Origin of the sequence: Martinezella lusitana, assembly GCF_900094565.1 — a bacterium.
GTDB lineage: Bacteria > Pseudomonadota > Alphaproteobacteria > Rhizobiales > Rhizobiaceae > Rhizobium > Rhizobium lusitanum.
In genome coordinates this window covers 77,749-101,865 of sequence record NZ_FMAF01000017.1, presented here as the reverse complement: position 1 = coordinate 101,865, position 24,117 = coordinate 77,749, and the positions used below count along the sequence as shown (strand labels likewise).

Annotated in this window: 20 protein-coding genes; 15 read left to right on the top strand and 5 right to left on the bottom strand. The window is 54.1% G+C overall.

Annotation, left to right across the window (positions count from 1 at the left end):
* Positions 1–2: 2 nt before the first annotated feature.
* On the bottom strand, positions 3–1,013 hold the full coding sequence (locus GA0061101_RS26100) for a LacI family DNA-binding transcriptional regulator (RefSeq protein WP_052212402.1): 1,011 nt from the start codon (positions 1,011–1,013) through the stop codon (positions 3–5).
* 309 nt (positions 1,014–1,322) lie between these two features.
* Here GA0061101_RS26100 and GA0061101_RS26095 point away from each other — a divergent pair, with 309 nt between their 5' ends.
* The 7 genes from GA0061101_RS26095 to GA0061101_RS26065 all read left to right on the top strand — a co-directional run bounded on the left by GA0061101_RS26095 (position 1,323) and on the right by GA0061101_RS26065 (position 9,467).
* A complete protein-coding gene (locus tag GA0061101_RS26095) occupies positions 1,323–2,414 on the top strand; it encodes a sugar ABC transporter substrate-binding protein (protein WP_092575680.1) in 1,092 nt (363 codons plus the stop codon).
* A gap of 368 nt (positions 2,415–2,782) precedes the next feature.
* Positions 2,783–3,973: a sugar ABC transporter permease gene (locus GA0061101_RS26090; protein WP_092575678.1), complete on the top strand. Its 1,191-nt coding sequence runs from the start codon at positions 2,783–2,785 to the stop codon at positions 3,971–3,973.
* Positions 3,948–4,745, top strand: a complete 798-nt coding sequence (locus tag GA0061101_RS26085) for an ATP-binding cassette domain-containing protein (RefSeq protein WP_092575676.1) — start codon at positions 3,948–3,950, stop codon at positions 4,743–4,745. Before GA0061101_RS26090 ends, GA0061101_RS26085 begins: the two co-directional genes overlap by 26 nt.
* A 63-nt stretch (positions 4,746–4,808) precedes the next feature.
* A complete protein-coding gene (locus GA0061101_RS26080; protein WP_047558374.1) occupies positions 4,809–6,845 on the top strand; it encodes a hydantoinase/oxoprolinase family protein in 2,037 nt (678 codons plus the stop codon).
* On the top strand, positions 6,842–7,045 hold the full coding sequence (locus GA0061101_RS40330; RefSeq protein WP_047558377.1) for a hypothetical protein: 204 nt from the start codon (positions 6,842–6,844) through the stop codon (positions 7,043–7,045). Before GA0061101_RS26080 ends, GA0061101_RS40330 begins: the two co-directional genes overlap by 4 nt.
* Positions 7,046–8,743 (top strand): hydantoinase B/oxoprolinase family protein, encoded by a 1,698-nt coding sequence (locus GA0061101_RS26070; protein WP_047558380.1) that lies wholly within the window; start codon positions 7,046–7,048, stop codon positions 8,741–8,743.
* A 61-nt stretch (positions 8,744–8,804) separates the two neighbouring features.
* A complete protein-coding gene (locus tag GA0061101_RS26065) occupies positions 8,805–9,467 on the top strand; it encodes an SDR family NAD(P)-dependent oxidoreductase (RefSeq protein ID WP_092575673.1) in 663 nt (220 codons plus the stop codon).
* A gap of 414 nt (positions 9,468–9,881) precedes the next feature.
* Here GA0061101_RS26065 and GA0061101_RS26060 read toward each other — a convergent pair whose 3' ends face one another.
* Together GA0061101_RS26060 and GA0061101_RS26055 are read right to left on the bottom strand one after the other, a co-directional pair.
* Positions 9,882–10,772 carry a dihydrodipicolinate synthase family protein gene (locus GA0061101_RS26060; protein ID WP_092575672.1) on the bottom strand — a complete coding sequence of 297 codons (891 nt, stop codon included), beginning with the start codon at positions 10,770–10,772 and terminating at the stop codon, positions 9,882–9,884.
* Between the two features lie 387 nt (positions 10,773–11,159).
* The gene (locus tag GA0061101_RS26055; protein ID WP_047558386.1) at positions 11,160–12,110 is read right to left on the bottom strand and encodes a helix-turn-helix domain-containing protein; all 951 of its coding nucleotides are present in this window, start codon (positions 12,108–12,110) and stop codon (positions 11,160–11,162) included.
* Positions 12,111–12,384: 274 nt separating this feature from the next.
* Between GA0061101_RS26055 and GA0061101_RS26050 the strand changes: the two genes are divergently transcribed.
* The 5 genes from GA0061101_RS26050 to GA0061101_RS26030 all read left to right on the top strand — a co-directional run bounded on the left by GA0061101_RS26050 (position 12,385) and on the right by GA0061101_RS26030 (position 18,020).
* A complete protein-coding gene (locus tag GA0061101_RS26050; protein ID WP_092575669.1) occupies positions 12,385–13,374 on the top strand; it encodes a cupin domain-containing protein in 990 nt (329 codons plus the stop codon).
* A gap of 23 nt (positions 13,375–13,397) precedes the next feature.
* Positions 13,398–14,585 (top strand): CaiB/BaiF CoA transferase family protein, encoded by a 1,188-nt coding sequence (locus tag GA0061101_RS26045; protein WP_092575667.1) that lies wholly within the window; start codon positions 13,398–13,400, stop codon positions 14,583–14,585.
* 52 nt (positions 14,586–14,637) lie between these two features.
* Positions 14,638–15,414, top strand: a complete 777-nt coding sequence (locus GA0061101_RS26040) for an alpha/beta fold hydrolase (protein ID WP_047558397.1) — start codon at positions 14,638–14,640, stop codon at positions 15,412–15,414.
* Between the two features lie 109 nt (positions 15,415–15,523).
* Entirely contained in the window at positions 15,524–17,134 is a 1,611-nt protein-coding gene (locus tag GA0061101_RS26035) for an FAD-dependent oxidoreductase (RefSeq protein ID WP_167669596.1), read from the top strand.
* Between the two features lie 91 nt (positions 17,135–17,225).
* Complete coding sequence (locus GA0061101_RS26030; protein ID WP_047558403.1) at positions 17,226–18,020, top strand: enoyl-CoA hydratase-related protein; 795 nt, start codon at positions 17,226–17,228, stop codon at positions 18,018–18,020.
* Positions 18,021–18,550: 530 nt separating this feature from the next.
* Here the strand turns inward: GA0061101_RS26030 and wrbA are convergent.
* Both wrbA and GA0061101_RS26020 read right to left on the bottom strand, forming a co-directional pair.
* Positions 18,551–19,150, bottom strand: coding sequence for an NAD(P)H:quinone oxidoreductase type IV (gene wrbA, locus GA0061101_RS26025; RefSeq protein WP_092575661.1), 600 nt, complete (start codon positions 19,148–19,150; stop codon positions 18,551–18,553).
* A 64-nt stretch (positions 19,151–19,214) separates the two neighbouring features.
* On the bottom strand, positions 19,215–20,072 hold the full coding sequence (locus tag GA0061101_RS26020; RefSeq protein ID WP_092575659.1) for a fumarylacetoacetate hydrolase family protein: 858 nt from the start codon (positions 20,070–20,072) through the stop codon (positions 19,215–19,217).
* Between the two features lie 110 nt (positions 20,073–20,182).
* Here GA0061101_RS26020 and gtdA point away from each other — a divergent pair, with 110 nt between their 5' ends.
* The 3 genes from gtdA (at position 20,183) to GA0061101_RS26005 (ending at position 24,088) form a co-directional block, all read left to right on the top strand.
* Positions 20,183–21,232, top strand: coding sequence for a gentisate 1,2-dioxygenase (gtdA, locus tag GA0061101_RS26015; protein WP_092575656.1), 1,050 nt, complete (start codon positions 20,183–20,185; stop codon positions 21,230–21,232).
* A gap of 179 nt (positions 21,233–21,411) precedes the next feature.
* Complete coding sequence (locus GA0061101_RS26010) at positions 21,412–21,942, top strand: MarR family winged helix-turn-helix transcriptional regulator (protein WP_092575654.1); 531 nt, start codon at positions 21,412–21,414, stop codon at positions 21,940–21,942.
* A gap of 847 nt (positions 21,943–22,789) precedes the next feature.
* Entirely contained in the window at positions 22,790–24,088 is a 1,299-nt protein-coding gene (locus tag GA0061101_RS26005; protein ID WP_167669595.1) for an ABC transporter substrate-binding protein, read from the top strand.
* Positions 24,089–24,117 lie beyond the last annotated feature (29 nt).

Here is a 24,117-nt window from a genome sequence, read left to right as displayed (position 1 = left end):
GTTTATTTTTCTGGTTTGTTAGGCACAGGCAAGATGACCCCGCAATCGACACCGATTTGGCGATAGGTGAATGTCGTCGATGGTAGCCGGGCGATAAGGGCGTTCCCTCCAACGTTTCCAACGCGAAATGCCACAGTTTGAAAGCCGGGAATAGTTGATTGGCGATCAATTCCAGCCGAATTTACATCGGTATCGAGACATATTATCTTTGATATCAGTCGGCTTTGTGCGCTTGACGCGAACGCGATGACCAGGTCGCAGTAATCTGTTTCGTTCGAGACGAAAATCGCTGCCGTTTTATCCAAATCAACATCAAGATAGGATCTGAGCTGCGTATTATGAAAATGGAAGTGGCGTAAACTCGGGTTAGCTTTCAGCAACCTATAACGGCGCACGGCGTGCTCGTTGTGCTCTTTGCCATTCAGAAAGTATACATTGCCTGGCAATGATTTTGAGAGCGATGTTGCCAGTGCATTTATCTGCATATCTGCTCTTTCATAAACCGAGCACGCATCCTCCAACTCGACGAGTCTTAACCCTTCCAATTCAACGATGGGAATGCCAAAGGATGAAAGTATCGCCACATCCTTCTTGCGCACTTCGATACTCTGGTCGATCAGCATAGCGATGCCATCGACCCGCTGGGATAGGGATGCGATAGCCGTCTCAATTGTGGTGTGCCGCCTGAAGATATGGCTTACGGTATATCCGTGCCCTGCGGTCGATTCTAAAAATCCGGCGATGATTGCTTGCGCTCGCCGGTTAGGACGCACGCCGTCTTCTCCTTGAAGAACCACCAGGCCAAGTGTGTTGGTTTTTCCGGTTCTCAGGGAGCGGCCTGCCATTTGGGGCTGATATTGGAGGCGTTTGATCTCCTTTTCTATCACTGCACGCGTCCGATCGCTCACAAGATCCCAGCGCTCGTTTACGACGTTTGAGACGCTCATCACGGAAACACCGGCCGCGGCCGCGACATCCTTCAGCGTTACTTCTTGCTTTTTGCGACGGGGCACTGCTGCATCCTGAATGAATTTCTACATTTATCTTTACACAAAAATCTGGCCGCGCTGCAATGCAGCACCTAGCACCTAGCACCTAGGAACCGTGCTCGAATTAACGCGCGAACAGATTGTAACGTTAAATGGCTTGCTTCGGTCCATGCAACCGTCTTGGCAGCTGAGTTTGATCTGAGGAATGATGTTATCTAATTGAAACGGAAGAATAATAAATTTCTTTGACAGATGCAGCCCGTGCCCCTTGACAGATTGCGTCGGTCGATCTTAATTTTAACGTTAAAGATAACTTAAGAAAGGGGAACGAGCATGAAAAATGAACTGAAGACCACTAGGCGTGGGTTTATGGGCGTTACTGCGGGCATTGCTGCTGTAACTGCATTTGGTGGCGCCGGCGTAGTTTTCGCCAAGGGGAGCGGGAACATCGGTTTTGCCATGGAGACATATACGGTTCCGCGGTGGAAGAATCTCGATCGCCCGAGCTTTGAAAAAGCGGTGTCGGCCGGTGGCTTCAAACCGATCACCAACCAGGCGGATTTTAAAGTCGAACAGCAGCTATCCGATGTTGAGAACCTTTTAACCGTGGGCGTAGACGCCCTTGCGATTGTTGCTGTCGTGGCTGAAGCGGGCGTCAACATGGCGCGCAAGGCAAAGCGCGCGGGCGTACCTGTGATCGCTTACAACACCGCGATTCCATCAAAGGATGTCGATGTCTATGTCGCGAGAAATAACCGTGGAGTGGGTCAAAAAGCTGCTAACGCCGCGTTGGCGGCCGGTGTGCTCAAGGGCAATTGGATTATTGTGTCCGGCCAGGCTGGCAACACGGTGGCAGAGGAAATCACCAAGGGATACTACGATATCCTGCAGCCCCTGATCGACAAGGGTCAATTGAAGATTGTCAGCCACCTTTTCCACGATGGGTGGGATCCAGATGCTGCGCGCCGTCAGGCGGAAGATTGTCTGACGTCGACGAATAACGATGTCGCAGGGTTCCTTTGCAACAATGACGGCATGGCTGGAGGTGTTATTGGTGCGCTGCAGAAGGCGGGATTAGCGGGGAAGGTCTTTGTGACTGGCCAAGATGCCACGGTCGAGGGTTGCCGACACATTCTGTTGGGTAACATGGCGCTATCAAGCTTTACTCTTTTCGACCAGATGGGAACGATCGCCGGCGAACTTGCCGTCAAACTAGCCAAGGGGCAAGATCTGGGTATTACGCAAACCTACGACGCCGGCAATGGGGTCACTATCCCTTATATGCCGGTCGAAGACCGCGACATCACCCGCGAAAATATGGTCGAATACTTGAAAAAGTACAGCCCGGTCTACGTCGACGCCAAGGCCGTCTTGGAAGGCGTTCCAAAGGAAAAATGGCCCAAAGGCGCAGAGGCCCTTCTTTAACGAAAACTGCCTCCCCAAAAAAGCCACCCGTTGAAAAACGGGTGGCTTTTTTGTGGTAGAGGATCGGTCAAAGACACGCACTTGTAACGTTAAAGCTTTTTGATCCGCTATAAATCGGGCGGTTAGAAAAAAACCGGGCGATTTACCTAAGTAACTGATTCATAAACAATATACCTAATGCGAATTGCCCCGCTGTGTATTGACAAGCTGCTGCATTGTCATTTACTTTAACGTTACAAAAAATAAAGGGAACGCGGCAGAAGCCGTTTCGACCTTCCGACTGGAAATCGCAATCAATCGTGCTGCCGCATAGCTTGCGCTCGCGGCGACGGCGGCTGTTTGCCCGTTTTGACCGGAGATAGAATAAAATGGGAACAAATTCTACTGCAGGCGTGGCAGAGCCTTCGTCAGCTCTACCCGAAGCACAAAAGCAATCCAGAGAGGCCGAGCGCGCCGAGTGGCGGCTTATCGTCCTTGTCGCTGCCACCGTGGCAATTTGGATTGGCTTCCACGCGTGGACCGGTGTCTTCATAAGCCCGCGTAACCTTTCTAATCTAGCCGTCCAGGCTACGATCACCGCTTTGATGGCCGCAGGACTGACATGGCTTCTCGTTGCGCGCGAGATTGATCTGTCCGTCGGATCATTGCTCGCTCTATGTGGTGTCTTGTCCATGCAGTTGATGCAGAAACATGGATTAGATGCGATCACAACCATCTTGCTGGTTATCGTTGTGGGTATCGCCATTGGCTTACTTCAGGGTTCCTTGCGCGTAAAACTCGGCATTCCGTCGTTCATTATCACGTTGGCCGGATTCTCCTGGCTAAGGGGATTGGCCTACGTTGTCTCAGGGGCGGAAACCCTGTCAGGCGCCGGCGACACCTTTTATCAAATCGGCAATGGGGAATTTCCCAGCTGGATCAGTCTGACCGCCATCTTGACACTTAGCGCGCTTTATGTGTTCACGTGGCTGCGGACATACACAGGTTTCCTCGGGCCGCAGAAGCGCACTTTGCGCCCAGTTAGCATCGCGGTTCTCGGCTTGACGCTTTTAGCGGCCGGCATGTCCATCTGGGTATTTGCTTGGACCCAAGGAATTCCCTATCCATTGGCACTACTGCTGATCATCGTCTTCTCTATGGAATATGCCGCGAAGAACACTCGCTTTGGCCGATATGTGTATGCCATTGGCGGAAACCCCGTGTCGGCAAAGCGCGCCGGTATCAAAGTGAATACCATGATTTTGGCGCTGTTTGGCCTGATGGGCGCACTGTCTGCGCTAGCGGCTATCGTCCAAACGTCCAGGCTGGATGCCGGCCCTCCCGGCGTCGGACTCTTCGTGAACATGAGCGCCATCAGTGCGGCGATCATCGGAGGCACGAGCTTGTTCGGCGGTGAAGGTCGCGTCGTTGGCGCAGTTCTGGGGGCCCTTCTGATGGCAAGCATCACAAATGGGCTTAGCCTGGCGGGCGTTGATACCTTCTACCAGATGATCATCACCGGCGCATTGCTCATCGTCGCGGTCACCGCCGACCATGCCGCACAACAAAAGGCGAAGTGAGATGATCCAGACAGCAAATAATCCCGCAGTTTTGGTAAGAGACCTGCGCAAAAACTACGACGCAGTCGAAGCCACCCGTGGGGTCAGTTTCGACATCATGCCAGGCGAAATCATCGGACTTGTCGGTGACAACGGCGCGGGCAAGTCAACATTGACGAAGATGATTGCGGGTGACGTCGCACCATCGTCCGGCGAAATCCGGATTGGGGGTTCCCAGGTACAGAGCTCTTCAACGACTTGGGCGCGCGATCACGGTGTCGAGATGGTTTACCAGGATCTCGCCCTTTGCGACAATCTTGATATCTGTGCCAATATTTTCCTTGGAAGGGAAATCGTCCAGCGATCGCCCTTGGGCTTTCGGCGCCTGGCGCACGACGAAATGCATCGAAAGGCGGAAAGCCTACTGACGATGCTCGACGTCAAGTTGCCGAACCTGAGGGAGCCTGTCACTGCGCTCTCAGGCGGGCAACGACAGATGGTCGCGATAGCTCGGTCCGTCGCTTACGACCCCAAGCTTGTGATCATGGACGAGCCGACCGCCGCACTTTCAGTTTCGGCGGGCCAGCCGGTCCTTGACCTTATCCGGCGCTTACCCAAGCAAGGTGTTGCTGTTCTCCTGATCAGTCACCGTCTGAGCGACGTGTTGACCACGGCCGACCGGATTCTTGTGCTTCGGCGCGGGAGGATCGTGGCCACAGTCAAGGCAAGCGACACCAGCGAGGGCGAACTTCTTCATCTCATGGCTGGGATCAACACTCCGAATGAGGACTGATCCAAACGCACCAGCGCGCAGGCTCGAGAGAGCATCGCCAAGAACTAGAAAGTGGGAAGAGCAATGACATATATCCTTGGAATTGACGTCGGTGGTACCTTCACTGACTTCGTAGCCTACAACGAGCAAAGTCGTGAAGTAACGGTGTGGAAAGACTTTTCTACGCCTGGTGACCCGTCTGACGGGATTCTCAACGGCCTAAAGCAGTTTCCAGCAGGTGAAGAGATCTCCGGGATCCGGCTTGGAACCACTATCGCGACCAACGCAATTCTTGAGCGAAATGGAGCGAAAGTTGCCTTCGTAACCACCCAAGGGTTTCGCGATGTGCCCTTCATCCAACGCGGCAATCGCCGCTTCCACTTCAATTCGCGCTGGGTCAAACCGCAGCCACTGATCGAGCGGTCGAATGCATTCGAAGTGCTTGAGCGCATTGATTGTGACGGTAATGTCATTACCCCTCTCGACATGGCCAGCGTCGCTAAAGTCGCCGATGCGATTGCAGCAAAACCGGAAATTAAAGCGATCTCCCTTTGCTTTCTTTTTTCATACATAAATCCGGAGCATGAAATCGCCGCGCGCGATTTTCTTGCGTCGCGTTTCCCTCATCTCCCCATCTCGATTTCTTATGACGTGCTCCCCAAATGGAAGGAGTACGAGCGTGCGTCGACAACGATTGCAGATGCGTACGTGAAGCCAATCGTGACTGAGCAGCTAGGTGAGCTTGAAAGCCGTATTTCGGATGCCGTTGGCGCCGCGCGCGTTGTTGTCACCAAATCAAATGGGGGGCAGACGACTGTAAAAGGAGCTTGTGACGCGCCAGTGCAGATGACTTTGTCCGGGCCGACAGGAGGTGTCGTTGCCGCCCAGTTCATCGGCAGCCTCATTGGTGAGAAGAACTTCGTTACTATTGATATGGGCGGCACATCTACCGATTGCTCACTGATTGTGAACGGATCTGCTTCCATCACGACAGATTTCGAAGTCGAATGGGGCATTCCAATCCAGGTGCCGATGCTTGATGTCCGCACGATCGGTGCAGGTGGCGGCTCGATCGCTTGGATCGACAAAGGTGGTCTCCTGCGTGTAGGGCCAGAGAGTGCGCGCTCGCGTCCTGGTCCCATATGCTACGGCCGTGGTGGCACTGAGCCGACTGTCACCGATGCCAACCTTGTGCTTGGCCGTATCAACCCGGACAATTTCCTCGGCGGCACGGTCAATCTTGACATGGAAGGTGCACGCGCAGGTATTGCCCGGCTTGCGGAGAAACTACGCATGACCGTCGATGAGGCGGCTTTGGCGGTGATCAAGATCGTTAACAACAATATGGTTGGCGCCGTTCGAAGCGTCTTGATCGAGAAGGGTGAATCTCCCGATAAGTTCTCACTGATGTTCTTCGGTGGGGCAGGTCCGGTCCATGCCTGTGACTTGTTGAAAGATCTGTCGATGTCCAGGGCGATTATTCCGGTCCATCCCGGCCAGTTCTCTGCATTCGGGTTCACTGCAACGGACGCGCGCGTGGATCGGCAACGTACGGTCCAAATGACATCGAACCGCATGGATTTCGCCCGTGCAACCCAACTGCTCAAGGAGCTTGAGGACGATTGCCTCGCGCAAATGCACGCTCAAGGCTTTACAGGCAGCATCGACATCGAACGTCGTGTGGAAATGCGGTATCACGGCCAGAACTATGAGCTCTCTCTTCCGCTGCGCTTTACATCGTTCGACGAGGCGACAGCAAAGGAGCTTTGGACAAGTTTTGACAAAGCCCACGAAGACCGCTTTGGTTTTAATATTCCCGGTGAGTTCATAGAGATCGTCAACTTCAATGTAACCGCATATGAGACGCTCGGGAAACCGCAGGTGCCGAAGCTCGCTCAAAGCACCAGTGCCCCAAAGCCGGTATCGATGCGTTCGGTTGGTTATGACGAGGGACGTCACGATACGCCAGTCTACCGACGGGAAGAACTTTTCGCCGGCGACGCTATTCAGGGACCGGCTGTCATTGAAGAAGCCGTCTCCGTTGTTGTGCTCCATCCAGATCAAGAAATGCACGTAGACGACTACGGCAATCTCCATGTTTCAGAAAGGCAAGCGCGATGAAATTCTCCGACAACGGTTATTATCTCGAAGAATACACCAAATGCGATAACTGCGGTGTTCTGCTCTATCGCTCCCCTATCCGTATTACCACCGACGGCGCGAACAAGCAGTATTGCTCCGACTGGTGCGTCGATTGGGACATGAAGCGGGAATCGGAAGTCGCGTCCCAAAGGCGCCTGGCAGAAACAGGGGGGAAGTAAATGGAAAAAATCGCTGCCAAGCATATGGTTCAAATGAGTATTCTGGACGGGCGTCTCGTCCAGATCGCGAAGGAAATGGGCATTACGTTGATGATGACATCGTATTCGACGATTTTCAACGAAGGCCTCGACTTCACCTGCGGTCTTGCTGATGCCAAGGGTAACCTGATTGGAACCGGCGACTTTCAGCCCTCCATGATCGGTGGATTACCTCTCGTTATTCAAACGATAACGCAGGAAATTCCGGTCGAGACCCTCGAGGAAGGCGACGTGATCGTGCATAACGACCCCTACCGCGGCGGCATGCATACCCCCGAGCACACCTTCATCCAGCCGGTTTTTGTCGACAAGGTCTTTGTCGGTTACTCCGTCGCGATCGGTCACGTTGCGGAAGTGGGAGGCATGGTTCCCGGTGCGTTTGCCGGCGAAGCTACAGAGATTTTCCACGAGGGTTTACGGGTACCGCCGATCAAAATTCGGCGCAAGGGCAAGGACGTAGAGGATGTGTGGCGCCTGATGCTCGCGAACTACCGGACTCCGCGCCAGAATTTCGGCGATTTCCGGGCGATGATCAGCGCCGTCGAACTTGGTGAACAGCGTCTGAGGGGCCTGATCGAAGAGTTTGGCCTCGAACGATTTACCGAACTGACCGACAGTCTTCTAGACTATTCGGAGGCCCGGATGCGCGCTGAACTACGTGAGTTTCCCAATGGCGTCTACAGCTTCGAAGACTATATGGAAGACGACGGGATCGAGAAGCGTCGTTACAAAATCGCGGTCGATGTCTTCGTCCAGGATGATGAAATCGTGGTGGACTTTCGTCGATCTGACAAGCAGGCGAAAGGGCCAATCAACGGCGTGCTGTCTGTTGCGCTATCGGCGTCCTATAACGCGATCTTACACCTAACGGATCCAAGCATCCCGAAAAATTCGGGCTGCTTCAGACCTATACGGGTCGTCGCTCCTCCTGGCCTCGTGGTCAATGCCAACTACCCGGCACCTGAAGTCGGAGGTAACACCGAGACGCATATCCGGATCTGCTACACTGTTATCGGTGCTTTGGCAGTAGCTGTTCCGGAACGGGCGTTTGCAACGGATGGCGGCACGCATTCAAACTTCCTGTTTGGGGGGCAAAACTCCCGGACGGATGAGTACGTCGTCTGCTATGATTTATCGACACCCGGCTGGGGAGGGCGTAGCCATGCGGACGGGAATAGTGCTTGCAACGCCATTAACGGCAACTCGCGCCTTAATCCCGTTGAGGTATTTGAAACCCGTTTTCCCTGGCGCATTGATGCGCATGAGTTTGTTCCGGACACGGGTGGTCCCGGCGAGTTTCGCGGCGGACTTGCCTTACGCAAGAAGATGACGTGCCTTGCTGATGAACTCAAACTGTCCTTCATGTCCGATCGACAGGAGCTTGCGCCGTGGGGTCTCTTCAAGGGCCAGTCCGGAGGTTGCGGTAGTCTGCATATTCGCCGCAAGGGCTCGGAGGCCTGGAAGGATTTTCAAGAAGACAGCGGTAAGGTCTCAGCATCGAAATTTTCGAATGCGGTAGTTTATGAAGGGGACCAAGTTATCGTCGTCGCCCCAGGTGGGGGGGGCTACGGTGATGCGCGCAAGCGCGACCGCCAAGCACTGGCAAAAGATATTGCCGCTGGTTGGGTCACAGAAAAAGGCGCTGCAGCCTATCGTTAGAAAACTGAACCGGCAGGCTCTGACGATGTCGCCAGAGCCTGCATAGCCCGGAAAATAAATCATGAATGGTCTATCATCTTCGACAGTTTTGGTTGTCGGGGCTTCCAGAGGTATTGGCTTAGCGCTGGTTCACGCACTCTCGACACAGGGTTACAACGTCATAGCAACGAGCCGCGATGGTTCCCAACGTAGCAGCGATGCCTTGTGGCTTCCGCTCGAGCTCAATGATCCTCAGTCGCGCCATTCACTCGTATCGAGCGCCCACTTAGCTGGCGTGGAAATTGTCGTCGTATCCGCCGGTGTGATGCCTAAAGATGTCGACGAGACGCTCAATAAGCAGACGATTGTTGATTTGTTTCTGACTAATAGTGTTTCGCCTGTTGCCTTGGGGCAGGAGCTGGCTAAGACGCATCAATATTCACTCAAGCATCTCATGTTTTTGGGGTCGGTCATGGGATCGGTCGAGCTAAACTCGGTTGGCGATCACTGGCTCTACCGGTCAAGCAAGGCAGCATTGACCTCGGCCGCTCGCAGCCTGTCCGTTCAAATCCCGAGCGTGAAAGTTACCGTTGCTCATCCAGGTTGGGTGAAGACAGATATGGGTGGGGAGGAGGCTGATATTGAGGTCGAGGTTTCCGCGGTAGGGTTGAGTGCGTTGATCTGTTCACCCGCAGATTCTTCCTTCACCTTCTGCAACTACCTGGGTGAGACAATTCCGTATTAGCAATTCGGGACCGCCTCGACAGCGTCGCCCGTCCTGCAAGCTTAACATTGTGAGCGGGCGCCAAGACTGCTTCGAGCTTCTGCAGATCAGATTGTTTTTCTTGCGGCAAACCGGAATAGTTGCAACGTGTACCTACGTCTGTTCAACGGGCACAAGCAGTCGTGGTTTGCGTTCCGCAATATCGGCCCGCGGAGAAAGAATGTATTCAAGAACGCTTCGTGAGCGTTCCCATTCACTTGCTGATGGCTTTCTTGGGAGACAAGGGGCGCGTCATATAAGACCGTCGCGACAGAGTTCAACGTCGTCGCTCGCACAGGAGCTTGCTTGATCGCCGGGACACCAGAGCATATCTATCCCAAATCGGTTCTACCCCTCGTCAATGGCCGAGCATCTTGAGTGCCGTCGCGATGACGGTCACCTGTAGTAAAAACCCTGGACCGTGGTCAGGGCATCTAGAACTACTTTGACTGCGGAAGCGTCGAGGGGTGCCTGCGGCGGTATCGGATCTCCGACGTCGTAGCGCTGTGCGCTGAGCGCTGCCTTCAAGCAGCTTGCCAACCGATATTGTGCGAAAACTTCGTTGAAAGGCCAGAGGCGCTTTTGCATTGTCATCGCATCGTTCCAATCTCCGCGCATACAAGCATCGTACACCTCGATGCTTTGCTCGGGCAGTACACAAGCCGGTCCAGCGAACCAACCTCTGCCTCCCATCATGAGTACTGTAGTCGCGATATGGGACGATGCTGAGTAAATAGCAAAATCGCTATCGCATCGGTTGAGGATGGACAGCAATCGACCGGTGTCCGTCGAGGCATCCTTTAGACCAACGATGTTTGGGTGTTTTGCAATCGCGCAGATTGTCTCGATTGACAGATCCGTGCGTTGGAAATTCGGATTTGTATAAACGATGATAGGGAGATCAACGTTATCTGCTACGTCCAAAAAATATTTTCTCGCTTCATTTTCCCTTAGAGGGAAATATGAATCGAGCACAACGACAATTCCGTCTACTCCTACGCCGCGATAAGCTTTGGCTTGATCTATTGCCGATTGAGTGGAAACGCTGGCGACGCCCGGTAGTACCGGCACCCGATGGCTCGCGGCCTCAACCACTACCTCAACGATGCGCATCTTTTGCGTCTCGGACAGATAGGCGTATTCTCCACTGCTTCCAAGCGGTGTTAAGCCGCTCACACGTTTTCGAATAAGGTCAGAGCAGAGATCACCCAATACTCGCTCCTTGATACTCCCGTCAGAGTTTACTGGACTTACCAGGTAAGGGATCACGCCGGAAAAAAATGTCATTGTTCCAATCTCGGTCTTGGTGTTTCAAATCAGGTGTTCTTGCGTCTAGGGCATTGCTTCGGTCAGACGCGGTTATGAGATTGCCCCCGTGAAGGGGCATACTTGAGCTGGCAGAGCTGCTCAGTTCGCTTGCTCTGCATACTGGGAGCCTACGGCATCAAGAGAGGAGAACAATGGACATTTAGCCCGCGCGCATGCACTTTGTCGCAGTCACTACCGACAGCCGCCACGAAAATTGCTGAAAGGGCCGTTAAGGGACCGCGCGCAAGCCACCCCAAGACGCCGGGCATGGAGCCTTACGCATTCCACGTGACGAGATTCAAAGAGAATTTCGTTCGCCCGTCCAACCCGCCCATGCCGCGTTTGAAAATCAAGCGGGCCTTACAACTATCCCTGTGTTTGGGTTGCAATACGGCGAAACTCGATTGGTGACATCTCAGCATTTTTGGTGAAAAAGCGAGTGAAGTAGGCAGCGTCTTCGTAACCCAGTCGGTATGCAATTTCTTTAACGCTCAAGCTTGTGTTTGCAAGGTAAGCCCGAGCCTCTTCCATTATGCGAGCCCTGAGGTTGGCATGAACGCTTCCGCCCGTTGCTATGACAGACATTTTGTTAAGGTTGGAAGCGGAAACACCGAGCTGCGTAGCATAAAAATTGACGTTTTTGTGGGATTTGTAGTATTTATCAATCAGCCATGAAAGCTGCTTGATCCGACCCCCATCGGACAGATCTCTGTATTTTCCAGCGTCCAGTCCTTCTTTGAAGGCGTTCCGTTCATGCAGAAGGCGAAGAAATTCAACGATGAACGCCTGCACGGAAGCTTCCCTTGCCAAGACATGGGGGTAGCGGAACTCATGATGTTCTTGAATGACTTTCTCAATTGATTCGATCAGCGGGGCGTTGTTGATTGGATCTATGCCTTCGAAGATCATGATATTATCGAGCACGTCTGCGACGAGCAGCCCCCTTTGTGCCATGCGCCCAAAGAAAAAATCGCTGATCGTGATGACGTGGCCGCGGGTTTCGATCTCGGGATATGAATTGAAGCCATGCTCGAAATTCGGAGGGACCAACAACAGTGTCCGATCCCCAAAGTCTTTCCTACCCGCAGGTGTTACAAGGGTAGATTTTCCTATTGAAATATACACGAACTGGTAAAGGTCGCGATGCAAATGCATTTCGATATTGTTGGTCAGATTTTTACTTCTGACGAAGATCGACTCCGCATTCGAGTAGATCGACTGCCCCAGTTCCGGGCCTTCGCCATAGAGTGAATAAGCAGGCGTGGCAGCGCCGCCATAAGTGGGTTGGGCGACGTTTATTCGACTCGCGTTCGGCATCCAGTACCCCTTCACCGCGGGACGAAGCGTTGAGCAAAACGTCCAGCTATTTGTCAGTTTTTACCATTGTTCCCTTTGCGAGAAAATGGTTTTTTGAAATCAGACTTGACGGATTTTGTAGTCGGGCCGCTCTCGTTTTTAGATGTGCCGCGGTCGGGAACTGGCAATTATCCCACGAATTTTCGCTTGGGCGAGGCGCCGGAAATGGATCGTGCGGTGGCAGCCATCGTACGTCGGCCGGCGCAGATAATATCAATGCGAGGGACGCAGTATTATGCACATGCTAACAAAGAAGACATCGACTGAAATTCCACTCGAGGCAGTTGTGGTCCGGGCGGATGAGGGATCACCCGTAAGCCTTGGCTCAGAAGGCGGCGGGAGCGCTCTGGTCAAAGTGTCGCCAGTGAGCCATCAATTCTCGCACTTTGCCGTCGTGGGCATCGACCTTCCCAAAGGAGCTTACCTTCGCCCACATGCTTATGAACTTAACGAGCGGATGGTTCTGTGCTTCGGAGGCCGAGGTCATGTCATCGTAGACGGACAAAAGCATCCGGTGTCCAAGGGAACCTTCATGTTCTGGGGTCGGGGTGTTGGCGTTGAAGTCGTGCAGGATGGTGACGAGCCTCTTCGCCTGTCGGTTATCTCTTTTCCGCCGGCACCTGACTCGCGCTTCGATCTGTTTCCACTCGGCGGCGGCACCCCCGCCGATGGTGGCGCCTCGGTCGGAGTTCGTGCGGGGAACAATCTCGTGGAGCGTGATAACGGCCATTTCATTATCGTCCAAGATGATGAAGGCGAGGAGTATTGGCAGGCTGCACCCAGCCTGGGCTACGTGAGCATCATGATCGCTGCGCCTGTTTTGCCGGTAACCTACTTCTGTGCAGCGTCACAGCTGCTTGAACCAGGGGCCAATGTGCGCCATCACGGCCACGTGGCGTCCGAAGAGATAGTGATCGTTACCCACGGAAAAGGTATCGTGGTTCTGGGTGATGAACAGTTTCCGATTGCAGAAGGCGACGTCATTGTCCTTCCGCCGACGCTAATGCATCATTTCATCAATAACGGAACTGAGCCTCTCAAATACGGCGGCGTATTCCTTCCGCCTAGCGTGGAAGGCGCCTTACGAGAGACGGGCGTCAGGAAACTTCCGGGCGAACCCCGTCCGGCGTCAATTCCACGCAATCCGACGACGGAAAAGCTCCTCGTGGATAAATACGGTTTCATCATTCCCGGCATTTCGGATCAACGTACTGTAGGCGTCTAACAAACGTCTAAGAGGGAACTTCAATGACACTTCCACTGGAAGGAATTCGGATCTGTGATCTGTCGCAGATCATGTTCGGCCCGTGCGGTACTCAGGTTCTGGGTGACTATGGCGCGGATATCATCAAGATCGAAAAGCCCGGCATCGGAGACATCAGCCGGGCGATTGACCGCCATCGCCCTAACAAAGGCGACGAAAGCGCGAACTTCATGGCCATGAACCGTAACAAGCGGAGTCTGGCGTTGGATATCAAATCCCAGGAAGGCCGTGATATTGTCAAAAAGATTGCCAGGAACGCCGACGTGTTTGTGCACAACTTCCGGCCGGGTGTGGTCGAGCGTCTCGGCCTCGGCTACGAAGATATCAAAGCCATAAACGAAAAGGTCATCTATGTCGAGGGATCGGGCTTTGGGGCGACGGGTCCACTCGCGCACAAAGCCGGCATGGACTTCGTGGCACAGGCGATGGCGGGCGTTGCCTTTGGGAATAAGGATCCGGATGGTAAACCCCAATTGTTCCCGATCTCGACAGCGGATTTTTCGGCGGGCATGATCTTGGCTCAAGGGGTGCTCATGGCGCTTTACCACCGCGAGCGCACCGGTCAGGGACAGAAGCTTGAGATCAATCTTCTCGACGTTTTTTTGGTGATGCAGCAACAGGAAGTCACGCAAAAGCTTCGGACCGGTCACGACTTCAATCCTCTTGAGCAAGACCCAATGGACATCTTCACGACTTCAGATGGCAGCGTCGCTGTAATTGCGGTTTTGAGGCCAAATCCAGTGTCCGATATCTGTAACGCGCTTGAGATCCCCGATCTTACCAAGGATCCCGAGTTTTCTACGCTTTCCCAGCAAATGTCCAAACGCGGTGAATATCGCCGGCGGATGAGTGCCGGCTTTAGCAAGTTCACCACGGAAGAATGTGTGAGGCGGCTGGACAAGGCAGACATCTTGTGTTGCCCGGTACTCCCCTTGGGAGAGGTCCTGCAGCACCCGCAGATCGACGAGAACAAGATTATCGTCGAGATCAACCACCCAAAACACGGAAATTTCCGTACCGTCGGGAATGCGATAAAGTCTTCGGCCTTTCCCAACATTGCACTCAAAGCCCCTCCATTGCTGGGTCAACACTCCGAGGAAATCCTGACCGAGTACGGCTTCTCCCAAGACCAAATTGCCAAGCTTTTCGATAGCGACGTCATTGCTCGTTAGACGACCGAATACGGCTCAGCAAACTTGACATAGATGAAAAGGCGTCAACTCAATGACCTTACACTACAACATTCAGGGGAGCGGTGCGCGCACTGTTCTCCTTGTGACCGGGCTTGGTGGGCATGCAAACTTCTGGGATGCTCATCGTTCCTATCTCGCGGAAAAATACACCGTCATAAGCTTCGATCAAAGAGGGTGTGGCGCCAACCGCGATGTGGAGGGAGTTCACACCCTGCGTGAAATTGTGTCCGACGCGGTCGGCATCCTTGACGATGCTCAAGTGAAAAAGGCTACCGTGATCGGTCATTCCATGGGAGGCGTCATTACCCAGTGCTTGGTTCTCGACCATCGGCAAAGGGTCGAGGCAGCAGTGTTCAGCGGGACATTTTGCGCATTTGATCGCTATATGGAATTCATCAACAATCTACGCCAGCGCGTCCTTGATACGGCGGGGACGGAAACCTGCGGGCAGCTTTCGGCCATCCTCGCAATGCCAGGTGGGAATGTGCTCGATCCGAGCTATGACCTTATGAGCCGAATCAAGACGATCCGCCAGACCATGGCCGACGATGTCCTCGCAGCACGGATGAAAGCACCCTTCAACTTCGATCGCCGCGATGAGCTTCGGGCAATTGAAGGTTTGCCAAGCCTAGTTGTGGGAGCTTCGGATGACATGTTGGCAGCGGAATATCAATCCAGGGAAATTGCCAGTCTGGTGAGAGGTTCTCAGATTGAAATAATCGACGGAGGGCATTTCTTTCCCAATACTCGCGCTGCCCGCTATCGTGAACTGATTGGCTCCTTCCTTCAGTCCACAGACGCCCTTTAGCGCCTATTTCGTGGAGGGCGATAACTTGGGTTGTCGCTTGCCGCCGCTATGCCGAAAGTTAGAGCACACGATGTTCAGTAGATCAGTCAGGACGACTCCTCCGGGGCAAATGGAGGGCACAACAGACATCATTGTCGTTGGATCGGGAGCTGCGGCGCTCACGGCAGCGCTAACAGCCGCATCGGCTGGCAAGTCCGTTCGGGTCATCGAGAAAACCGACAAATTGGGTGGAACCAGCGCCATGTCAGGCGGAATGACCTGGCTGCCTGGCAATCACTACGCGCAGGCAGCTGGCGTTGAAGATTCATTCGAAGAGGCGTTAGCCTATATGCGAGCAGCGTCTCCAATAGGGTGGCGGGAGACAGAAGACGAGCTATGGAAGAGCCAGCTTAGGAACGGGCCAGAAATGCTCAAGTTGGTGGAGGCACTTAGCCCCCTTCGTTTTCGCCTCACGCCGGTTCCAGATCCGTTCCAAGAATGCGTGGGCGCAAAGTCAACCCGAATTCTCTCCGTCGAGCCACTGAGCAAGAAGATTCTCGGGCCTTTGCGTAAAAAGGTCAGGCGTTCGACGATACCGCAAAGGCTGACGTATCATGAAACCGTCGCTGCTAAGCTTGATCGTCAGCCCATAAGAGGTACATTGAAATTCCTTCCTACTCTAATCCGGCGCTGGCTCACGGATTCAATGGCACAGGGCAACGGCCTTATCACCGGTCTTCTGAAGGGCTGTATCGACGCCGGGTGCATGTTTGAATTATCAACAAGGGCGATCGCCTTGAAGGTCGATGCCGCGGGTGTGGTCAAAGGGGTAGAGGTGGAGCGCGATGGACGGCGCCACACCTACAAAGCGCGGAGCGGTGTCGTTCTTGCTACGGGGGGCTTCGAGTGGGATAGCAAAATGCTGGCCACGTATTTTCCAAGCGAGATCGACTTTAAGAGCTCTCCGAGCAGCAATGAGGGTGACGGCCACAAGATGGCACAGGCTATTGGCGCCACCTTCGCACATATGGACCAGGGTAATATCGTCATCCAGCCGCCCACAAAATACGAGGGCAAACTGCACGGCTTGCCGCTCAGGATCCATGCTGAGCCGGACGCGATCATTGTCGACCAGTCTGGTAACCGGTTCGCCAGCGAGTATGAGTTTTGGGTTTACGATCGCATCATGGATCGGGATGACGACGGAGGTCTCATTCATCAACCCGCTTGGGTGATCAGCCATTGGCCGATGATCAAACGTACTCCACTGATCTGGTGGTACCGTCGGTACCAACCCGGCTGGTTACTCAAAGCAGATTCCCTGGAAGAGCTGGCGGCAAAGACGGGCCTTCCATCCGGCGCTCTGCGCAAGACAGTCGAACGCTTCAACGCCTTCGCTCGAACCGGGATCGACGAGGACTATCAGCGAGGATGCTCCTGCTTCTATGAAAAGAGCGTAGCATCGAGCGTCGGTCTTATGGCGGAGATCAAAAAGCCGCCGTATGTCGCCTATCGGTTCCGTCCGTCCCTTCTCGGAACCAAAGGCGGAGTGAGAACCAATGAGTATGGTCAAGCGCTTCGGGCGGACGGCAGCATAATTCCCGGCCTTTATTGCGCCGGCAATGTCATGGCCAGCCCCACGGGAGCACGTACGCCAAGCCAGGTTGGTACGACAATCGGACCATATATGACATGGGGTTACATTTGCGCTCGTTCAATTTTGAAGGACAACCGCCTCTAGCCTCGCGGGACGGCGGTCATTGCTTGATTGGCACGAAAAGACGCGACCCTTGGGGCAGCAAATGGCTGCATGCGTAGCAACTGGAGATAACATGAACCCGACCGAGAATTACGCCGACAAAGTCGTCCTGGAACGACCGGCAGATGGCGTTGCCCTTATTCGCTTCGACCGCCCGGATAAAAAAAATGCGTTGCACAGCTCGATGATCATTGAGCTGGGACGCTTGCTTAGCGAGCTTGATGAAGACAATGGCGTGCGTTGCGTAATTCTCGCGGGGACGGAGGCGTTTTTCGCAGCCGGGGCGGACATCAAGGAAATGGTGGCCTTAGGTCCTGTTGAAGTGTCAAACAGCCCATCCCGTGTCGCCGCTTGGGCGGCGATCGAGTCCTTTGAAAAGCCGTTGATTGCTGCCGTCAACGGCCTCGCCTTCGGGGCAGGCTGTGAACTCGCCCTGGTATGCGACTTCGTCGTCGCAGGCTCGAATGCCCAGTTTGGCCAGCCGGAGATCCGTCTAGGCGGCGTGCCAGGCGACGGTGGAACGCAGCGATTGCCGCGCAAACTTTCGCCGAACCTGGCGAACTATATGCTGATGACTGGAGAAGCCATCGGTGCGGAGCGAGCGCTTCAGTTCGGCTTCGCCGTCGAGGTTTGTGATCCACCTGCTACCGTGACACGCACTATCGAGATCGCCCGCGCAATAGCGGCGCGGGCTCCGGCCGCAGTGAGGTCGGCGAAAGCTTGCGTGCGCAATGCTGTCGGTGCCACGTTAGAAAATGGCTTAGCGTTCGAACGCTTTAGCGTTAATTGCCTAGCAATGACTGAAGACGCAAAGGAAGGCATGCTTGCTTTTACCGAAAAACGTCCTCCTGTCTTCACGGGACGATGAGCGATTGTAAAACGCACCGATCTGCACGAGACGGAAGGGCAAGGCTGACACAACAACCTGTCGCTCGAACGGTTAGATCAGCGACGACGTTGCGCCCCACAATGAGCATCTGCTCGCAAACTCGTGCCTCTGGCGACGGACTTGTAAATGATCATCGGAATCAGCATCGTCGAACTACTTCGGGCCCAGCCTCGAAGGATGAGCTTGTCGGTTTTGACCGGGTAATTTGAAGATATGCGATATTTGCCTTTCCTGATGCCCTGAACCATCGGCTCGGGCCACAATCCCGTTCATGCGGACAAGAGCGCCGCACAGTCTTCCTTGATCATTGATGCTTGGTGCACACCGTCGGTTGGCCGATTGTGCAGTGTGGTCGCAAGCGAGCTATAGTTACGGCCGTGCGTAGTGCGACAACCAACATGAGACGTGATCTCATCCCGATTGTCGCTCGACAGTCGTGGCTTAACGAAGCCTCGCGCGCAAAGGGAGGCCGCGCTTTAGACTCCCGCTTTCCGAAGGCTTGCTGATGGTTAGGCGACCTGCTTGGCCGCGATCTTGGCGACGTGAGCGCCCTGATAACGCGCACCGTCCAGTTCTACGGATGAAGGCTGACGCGAACCGTCAGCCCCGGTGATTGTTGTCGCACCATACGGCGTTCCACCTTTAACCTCTTCCAACCCGAGCTGTCCCTGGAAGGAATAGGGAAGACCGGCCACGATCATTCCGTGATGAAGCAGTGTCGGGAGGAAGCCCAGGATGGTTGATTCCTGACCGCCATGCTGCGTCGCGGAAGCTGTAAACACCGCGCCTATTTTACCAGCGAGCTTCGAAGCGGCCCAAAGTCCCCCGGTTTGATCCCAGAAATTGCGCATCTGCGATGCCACAGTGCCAAATCGTGTTCCTGCTCCCACGATGATCGCGTCATATTGATCCAGTTCGTTCGGGTCGGCGATTGGAGCTTCCTGGTCCATCTTAAAGAACGAAGCTCTGGCAACCTCGTCGGGCACCAACTCGGGGACCCGCTTGATAACAACTTCGGCGCCAGTGGAACGTGCGCCATCTGCAACCGCCTTGGCCATCGTTTCAATATGGCCATAAGCAGAATGGTAGAGAACGAGAACTTTAGTCATCTGATATAATTACCTTGTTGTGTGTTGGAGCGAGCTCATCAATTGTTGCCATTCAGCGTCATCGTCAGGAGGCGGCGCGCCCTACTGAAATCGACAATTCCCCGATGGCTTCTATCTGCACGTCGATAGTATCGCCCGGCTGAACAGGTCCCACTCCCTGAGGGGTTCCAGTCATTATGATGTCTCCCGGAAAGAGGGTGTAGAAGCTCGAGGCATACTCGATAAGGCGTGCAACGCTGAAGATGAGTTGCGACGTATTCGCTCTCTGTTTCTCAATTCCGTTCACGCTGAGACGAAGCTCCAGAGCATCGGGAGAGGGGATTTCGTCGAAGGTTACAAGCCATGGCCCGAGGACGGTATAGGTGTCTGGGGACTTTCGAAACGATGGAAATTCCTTTCCTCTAACGGTCATGTCCAGACCGATTGTGAAGCCTAGGATATGCTCGAAAGCCCGATCCTTTTTCACAAAGCTGGCCTCTTTGCCGATAATGACCGCGAGTTCTACTTCGTGATCTGTCCGACGCTCGCTGAAGCGGGGCATGACAGTTTCGGAAGGTCCTATCAACGAACTTCCCGCCTTCAAGAACAGGCCGAACTCGTCGATATTTGTATAGGTCGTGCCGTTGTTGATCTCACTGTCGGCATTCGCTTCATCAATGTGAGCGCGATAATTGATTGGCGCGCCAATTATCTTGCCTGGATTTGCGATGGGCGATGCCAAGGAGACTTCGTGTAGCGCCAGTCGCGACGAACTTTTGGAAACAGCCGCGCGCATCTTGGGGAGATCCAGCAGCTGCCGGGCAAGCCAGTCGCCGGGCGGCAAGGGCCATGCTGGATTCAGGTCAAAGGCCGAAGTGATGTCTATGACCGTATCCCCCACTACCACGCCGATCCGGTTGTGATTGAACCTGCAAATCTTCATGGCATCTCCCTCCGGCTAAATTACTGCATTTGCATTTATTGCATATGCAGTATATCGCTATGCCTTGTCTGTCAACGATGATCACCATCCAGTGCAAGGAGAACTGTTAGATGACTACGGAATCCAACACGCCAAACACTATCGAGCGATCGGCCTACTACGCTGAGCTCAGCGCTCTTCAGCTGGCGCCTCTATGGGAACGCCTGAAGGGGCTTGTCCCAACCGACCCTCGCCCGAACGCGGTCCCCTATCACTGGGCATGGAATTTGGTTCGCCCTCAGTTGTTGACCGCAGGTCGCGCGATTACCGCAGAGGAGGCGGAACGTCGTGTTCTGGTTCTGGAGAACCCAGGGCTTGAGGGGAAATCTCAGATCACCGATACGCTTTACGCTGGACTGCAGTTGATCATGCCGGGTGAGGTCGCCCCAGCTCACCGGCATACTCAATCGGCGTTGAGGTTCATGCTCGAAGGCGTGGGCGGCTTTACTGCAGTATCGGGTGAGAAGACAACGATGCATCGTGGAGACCTGGTCCTCACGCCTTACTGGACTTGGCATGATCACGGGCATGACGGCGACGAGCCGGTCATATGGTTGGACGGGCTCGACGTGCCATTGGTCAATTTTCTAAAGGCAGGGTTTCGCGAAGAACATCAAGCCAACCGGCAGGTGTTGAGCAAACCGGAGGGCGACTCTCTCGCTCGCTTCGGAAGCGGCCTGCTTCCGGTGGTCATGCCCAGCATGTCCGGCACGTCGCCGGTGTTTAACTATCCCTACGCCAGAACCCGTGAGGCGCTTGACGTTTTACAGCGGTCCACTGACATCGACAAGCACCTCGGCATTTGCATGCGTTATGTGAACCCTGTGAACGGGGATTGGGCAATCCCAACGCTTGGCACGACGATCCGACTGCTCCCTAAAGGTTTTAACTCGACATTCTACCGGTCGACCGAAAGCGCTGTATTCGTGGTCATCGAAGGGGAGCCGACCGTGATTGTGGAGGGATCGGCGCCAGTCGTATTGGGCCCGAACGACGTGTTCGCTGTTCCCGGTTGGTTGCGCCATCGATTTGAAAGCTCCAGTTCGGATTCCATTCTCTTCTCATTTTCCGATCGGCCGGTGCATGAAAAGTTGGGCCTCCTGCGCGAGGAACGCAGCTGACCCTTTTACTGTAGCGGGCGGCGGCCAGTAGGCCGCCGCTCCGAAATCATATTTATCCACTTTTGACCGAGACGCGCCTCAATCTCGGTTATCTCGATCTTTTTTCGGATCGGATTCCAAACAGGTTTGTGGTATTCGACCTCGCTGCACGATGAACTTCGACAAAAGTGAAGAGACGCATGGGTGAAGAAAACTACAAGCTCGAGGACCGTCTCTCTTTTCTCACGAACCGGGTTGCCTCTGCAATAAACGAGCGGTTCGTTTTGAAGCTGCAGATCCACTCGTTAACGATACCGATGTGGCGCGTTCTCGTTGTGCTTCATGATTTCGGAGAGTCAAAACTGGTTGATCTCTCCTCGCTGACATCAATCGATGCTTCAACGCTGTCGCGGCTCACCGAGGGGATGCATGAACGCAAACTTATCCGGAAAGTCCGCTCGACAAAGAGCAAGAGAGAGATCGTTGTATCGTTGCGATCTGAAGGCAAGGGGTTGGTGGACGCCTTGATTCCGCAGGCGATCGAACTCGATACATTTATGCTGGCTGGCCTCAGCGAGAGCGACATGGCCGTGACACGGCGCGCATTGCGAAGTATGTACGAACAATTGACCGCAGCCGGGCAGACTGTTGTGCCATCTGCTGGCGCTGCCACGAAGGACGCTCGGAAGGAAAAGTACTATGTCCAATCCAAATCCGACCGAGTTGAGTGAGCTTGGGATTAGACATCGTAGACGTGAGTGCGATGGATCGGCTTGACGCGACGGGCTAGAAGCAAGGTTCCACGTCAGCAAGTCCCTCCAATCCCTCCAGGCAACGGCGCCAAAGTCGCGTGAATTGCCACGCTGCCCCGTTTCATAAATCTTGCTGTCGGCAGGCGCGATCGTCTAAGATCATTGACACTCGAGCATGGGCGTTGGCCGTCGGCTTGAGAGCCCTGCTTCATCATCGGTGCTAAGGTATAATGCGGCCATGCAGGCAGTCCGGGATTGATCCTGATCAACCCACGAACGAAGTCCTTATTTCATTTCCAGTCAAATTGGCTCAGTGTGTCGAGCATCAAGAATTCTCGGCCATAGTGAGATAGGACCCCGCTGCGGGGAACAGCTTGGGGCGTAGTTCCCAGTCCGTCTTCGTGAGCTGCGGACAAAGAAGATCTGAACCTGCGAAACCGAGGAGCGACGGCTCCTGCGTGTAGAGGACCGTCCGGTGCTAGTCTCGGCTGGGTTACACGGGTCGCGCTCGTCGTTGCCGCCTCGACTTGATGCGGTACCTACAGACCTCGGCCGGCTATAAGATGCCGAACATGCAGGGCAGTCACCGTGGAATTGAGCAATTTGTCCAATATTTTGGGGTACTTTACCATTGTCCCTGAAGCCGCCACATGGTTACTGGACTCCAAGCTTCGGCGACCTTTCAGGTTAGCCATAACAGGAGCATGGGAACCGCCGTATCAGCGGCTCCGAAGTTCAAGTGGAAGCCGCGGAAGACGGACCCTCTTAGCTGACAACGCAACGTTGCCAAGTCGTAAACCATACGGGAACAATGGTGGAGGCCTACATGACCATAGTAAAAAATCATCGTGAAATGAGCCGCAGAATGGCATTGAAAGCAGCAGCGGCGTTGCTTGCTGCCTACAACCTTCGTTCAACGCGTGCACTTGCCGCCGGTGAAAGTCTTAACATTCTGAATATGAACCTCCTATTCGGCGAAACGCTGGGTAACCAAATTTCGAAATCCTATACCGCTGCCGAAATCAGCGCTGACCCCGTTCCGCAAAATGAGCATTACGAAAAGCTCCTTGTAGAAATGTCTCAAGGATCTTCCACTTATGACCTTTTGACCTTGGACGCATTGTTCATCAATCAGGTTTTAGGCAATCAGTGGGTGAAGGCCGTGGAGGATATCCAGGCTGAGGATGCATCGCTGCAGCCTTTGCAATATCAGAATGTAATTCCGGAATCCCTGAAATTTGTGCAGCGCGACGGGAAGCATTACGGAATACCGCTGACGCTCGCCACCCCTATTTTTGTTTACCGAAAGGATCTGTTCGAAGCAAAGGGTCTTTCGGTGCCCACGAACTGGGACGATTATCGGAAGTGTGCCGAAGCGCTTCATACAAATGAGGTGGCTGGCAACATCCTGCTACTAGGTGGTCAGGATGCTCACATGTCAGGCGACTGGGCTACCCGGTTAATGAGCATGACAAAGTTGGGGCCCACCGACGATGGCGTGTTGGATGGCTCAAATCAGCCTGCCTTCAATACTGAGGGACAGGGTGTGAAGGCGATTGAACGGATCAAGGAGGTGTTTCCTTTTGCACCCAAGGGCGCTGAAGGTCTCGACTATCCAGACGGTCTGTCCCTTTTCTCCCAAGGAAAAGCCGCGATGTTTATCAGTTGGTCGGATGTGTTTTCCGGCCTGGAGAATGGACCACTGAAGGGCAAGTTCGGCTATGCCGCCGTTCCAAGCGAAAAATATCAGCAGCAAATGACCGGTGGCTTTTCAATCGGCGTCAGCGCTTTTTCACAAAAGTCAATCGAAAGCTATAAATTCCTCGATTGGATGCTTAAGGGAGAGGGGTACAAGCTGTTTCTCGATAACGGCGAAATGAATCTGGTGTTCAAATCGCAGCTAGAAGATCCGGCGGTGCAAGCAAGAATCCCCTCGCTGGCCGTCTATCAGGATTTCAAGAAGCGGGGAACCACCACGATCGCACTACCCCCTTACCGCGTTCCGAACTCGGTGGAAGTGCAACGGGTCCTATATGAGGAAATTCTGGCCGCCGTTCTCGGCAGAAAATCGCCTGACCTAGCGATGAAAGACGCCGAAACGCGCGTCAAAGCCATCATTCGTTAAGGCCGCTTGAACTGACGTGAAGGAACGGC

What these genes read in the sequence shown, in the direction of transcription:
- wrbA (WP_092575661.1), bottom strand. Translation starts at nt 19,150, where the DNA reads ATGACTAAAGTTCTCGTTCTCTACCATTCTGCTTATGGCCATATTGAA.
- GA0061101_RS26020 (WP_092575659.1), bottom strand. Translation starts at nt 20,072, where the DNA reads ATGAAGATTTGCAGGTTCAATCACAACCGGATCGGCGTGGTAGTGGGG.
- gtdA (WP_092575656.1), top strand. Translation starts at nt 20,183, where the DNA reads ATGACTACGGAATCCAACACGCCAAACACTATCGAGCGATCGGCCTAC.
- GA0061101_RS26045 (WP_092575667.1), top strand. Translation starts at nt 13,398, where the DNA reads ATGACACTTCCACTGGAAGGAATTCGGATCTGTGATCTGTCGCAGATC.
- GA0061101_RS26010 (WP_092575654.1), top strand. Translation starts at nt 21,412, where the DNA reads ATGGGTGAAGAAAACTACAAGCTCGAGGACCGTCTCTCTTTTCTCACG.
- GA0061101_RS26065 (WP_092575673.1), top strand. Translation starts at nt 8,805, where the DNA reads ATGAATGGTCTATCATCTTCGACAGTTTTGGTTGTCGGGGCTTCCAGA.
- GA0061101_RS26040 (WP_047558397.1), top strand. Translation starts at nt 14,638, where the DNA reads ATGACCTTACACTACAACATTCAGGGGAGCGGTGCGCGCACTGTTCTC.
- GA0061101_RS26035 (WP_167669596.1), top strand. Translation starts at nt 15,524, where the DNA reads ATGGAGGGCACAACAGACATCATTGTCGTTGGATCGGGAGCTGCGGCG.
- GA0061101_RS26050 (WP_092575669.1), top strand. Translation starts at nt 12,385, where the DNA reads ATGCACATGCTAACAAAGAAGACATCGACTGAAATTCCACTCGAGGCA.
- GA0061101_RS26080 (WP_047558374.1), top strand. Translation starts at nt 4,809, where the DNA reads ATGACATATATCCTTGGAATTGACGTCGGTGGTACCTTCACTGACTTC.
- GA0061101_RS26090 (WP_092575678.1), top strand. Translation starts at nt 2,783, where the DNA reads ATGGGAACAAATTCTACTGCAGGCGTGGCAGAGCCTTCGTCAGCTCTA.
- GA0061101_RS26095 (WP_092575680.1), top strand. Translation starts at nt 1,323, where the DNA reads ATGAAAAATGAACTGAAGACCACTAGGCGTGGGTTTATGGGCGTTACT.
- GA0061101_RS26060 (WP_092575672.1), bottom strand. Translation starts at nt 10,772, where the DNA reads ATGACATTTTTTTCCGGCGTGATCCCTTACCTGGTAAGTCCAGTAAAC.
- GA0061101_RS26070 (WP_047558380.1), top strand. Translation starts at nt 7,046, where the DNA reads ATGGAAAAAATCGCTGCCAAGCATATGGTTCAAATGAGTATTCTGGAC.
- GA0061101_RS26055 (WP_047558386.1), bottom strand. Translation starts at nt 12,110, where the DNA reads ATGCCGAACGCGAGTCGAATAAACGTCGCCCAACCCACTTATGGCGGC.
- GA0061101_RS26085 (WP_092575676.1), top strand. Translation starts at nt 3,948, where the DNA reads ATGCCGCACAACAAAAGGCGAAGTGAGATGATCCAGACAGCAAATAAT.
- GA0061101_RS26005 (WP_167669595.1), top strand. Translation starts at nt 22,790, where the DNA reads ATGACCATAGTAAAAAATCATCGTGAAATGAGCCGCAGAATGGCATTG.
- GA0061101_RS26030 (WP_047558403.1), top strand. Translation starts at nt 17,226, where the DNA reads ATGAACCCGACCGAGAATTACGCCGACAAAGTCGTCCTGGAACGACCG.
- GA0061101_RS40330 (WP_047558377.1), top strand. Translation starts at nt 6,842, where the DNA reads ATGAAATTCTCCGACAACGGTTATTATCTCGAAGAATACACCAAATGC.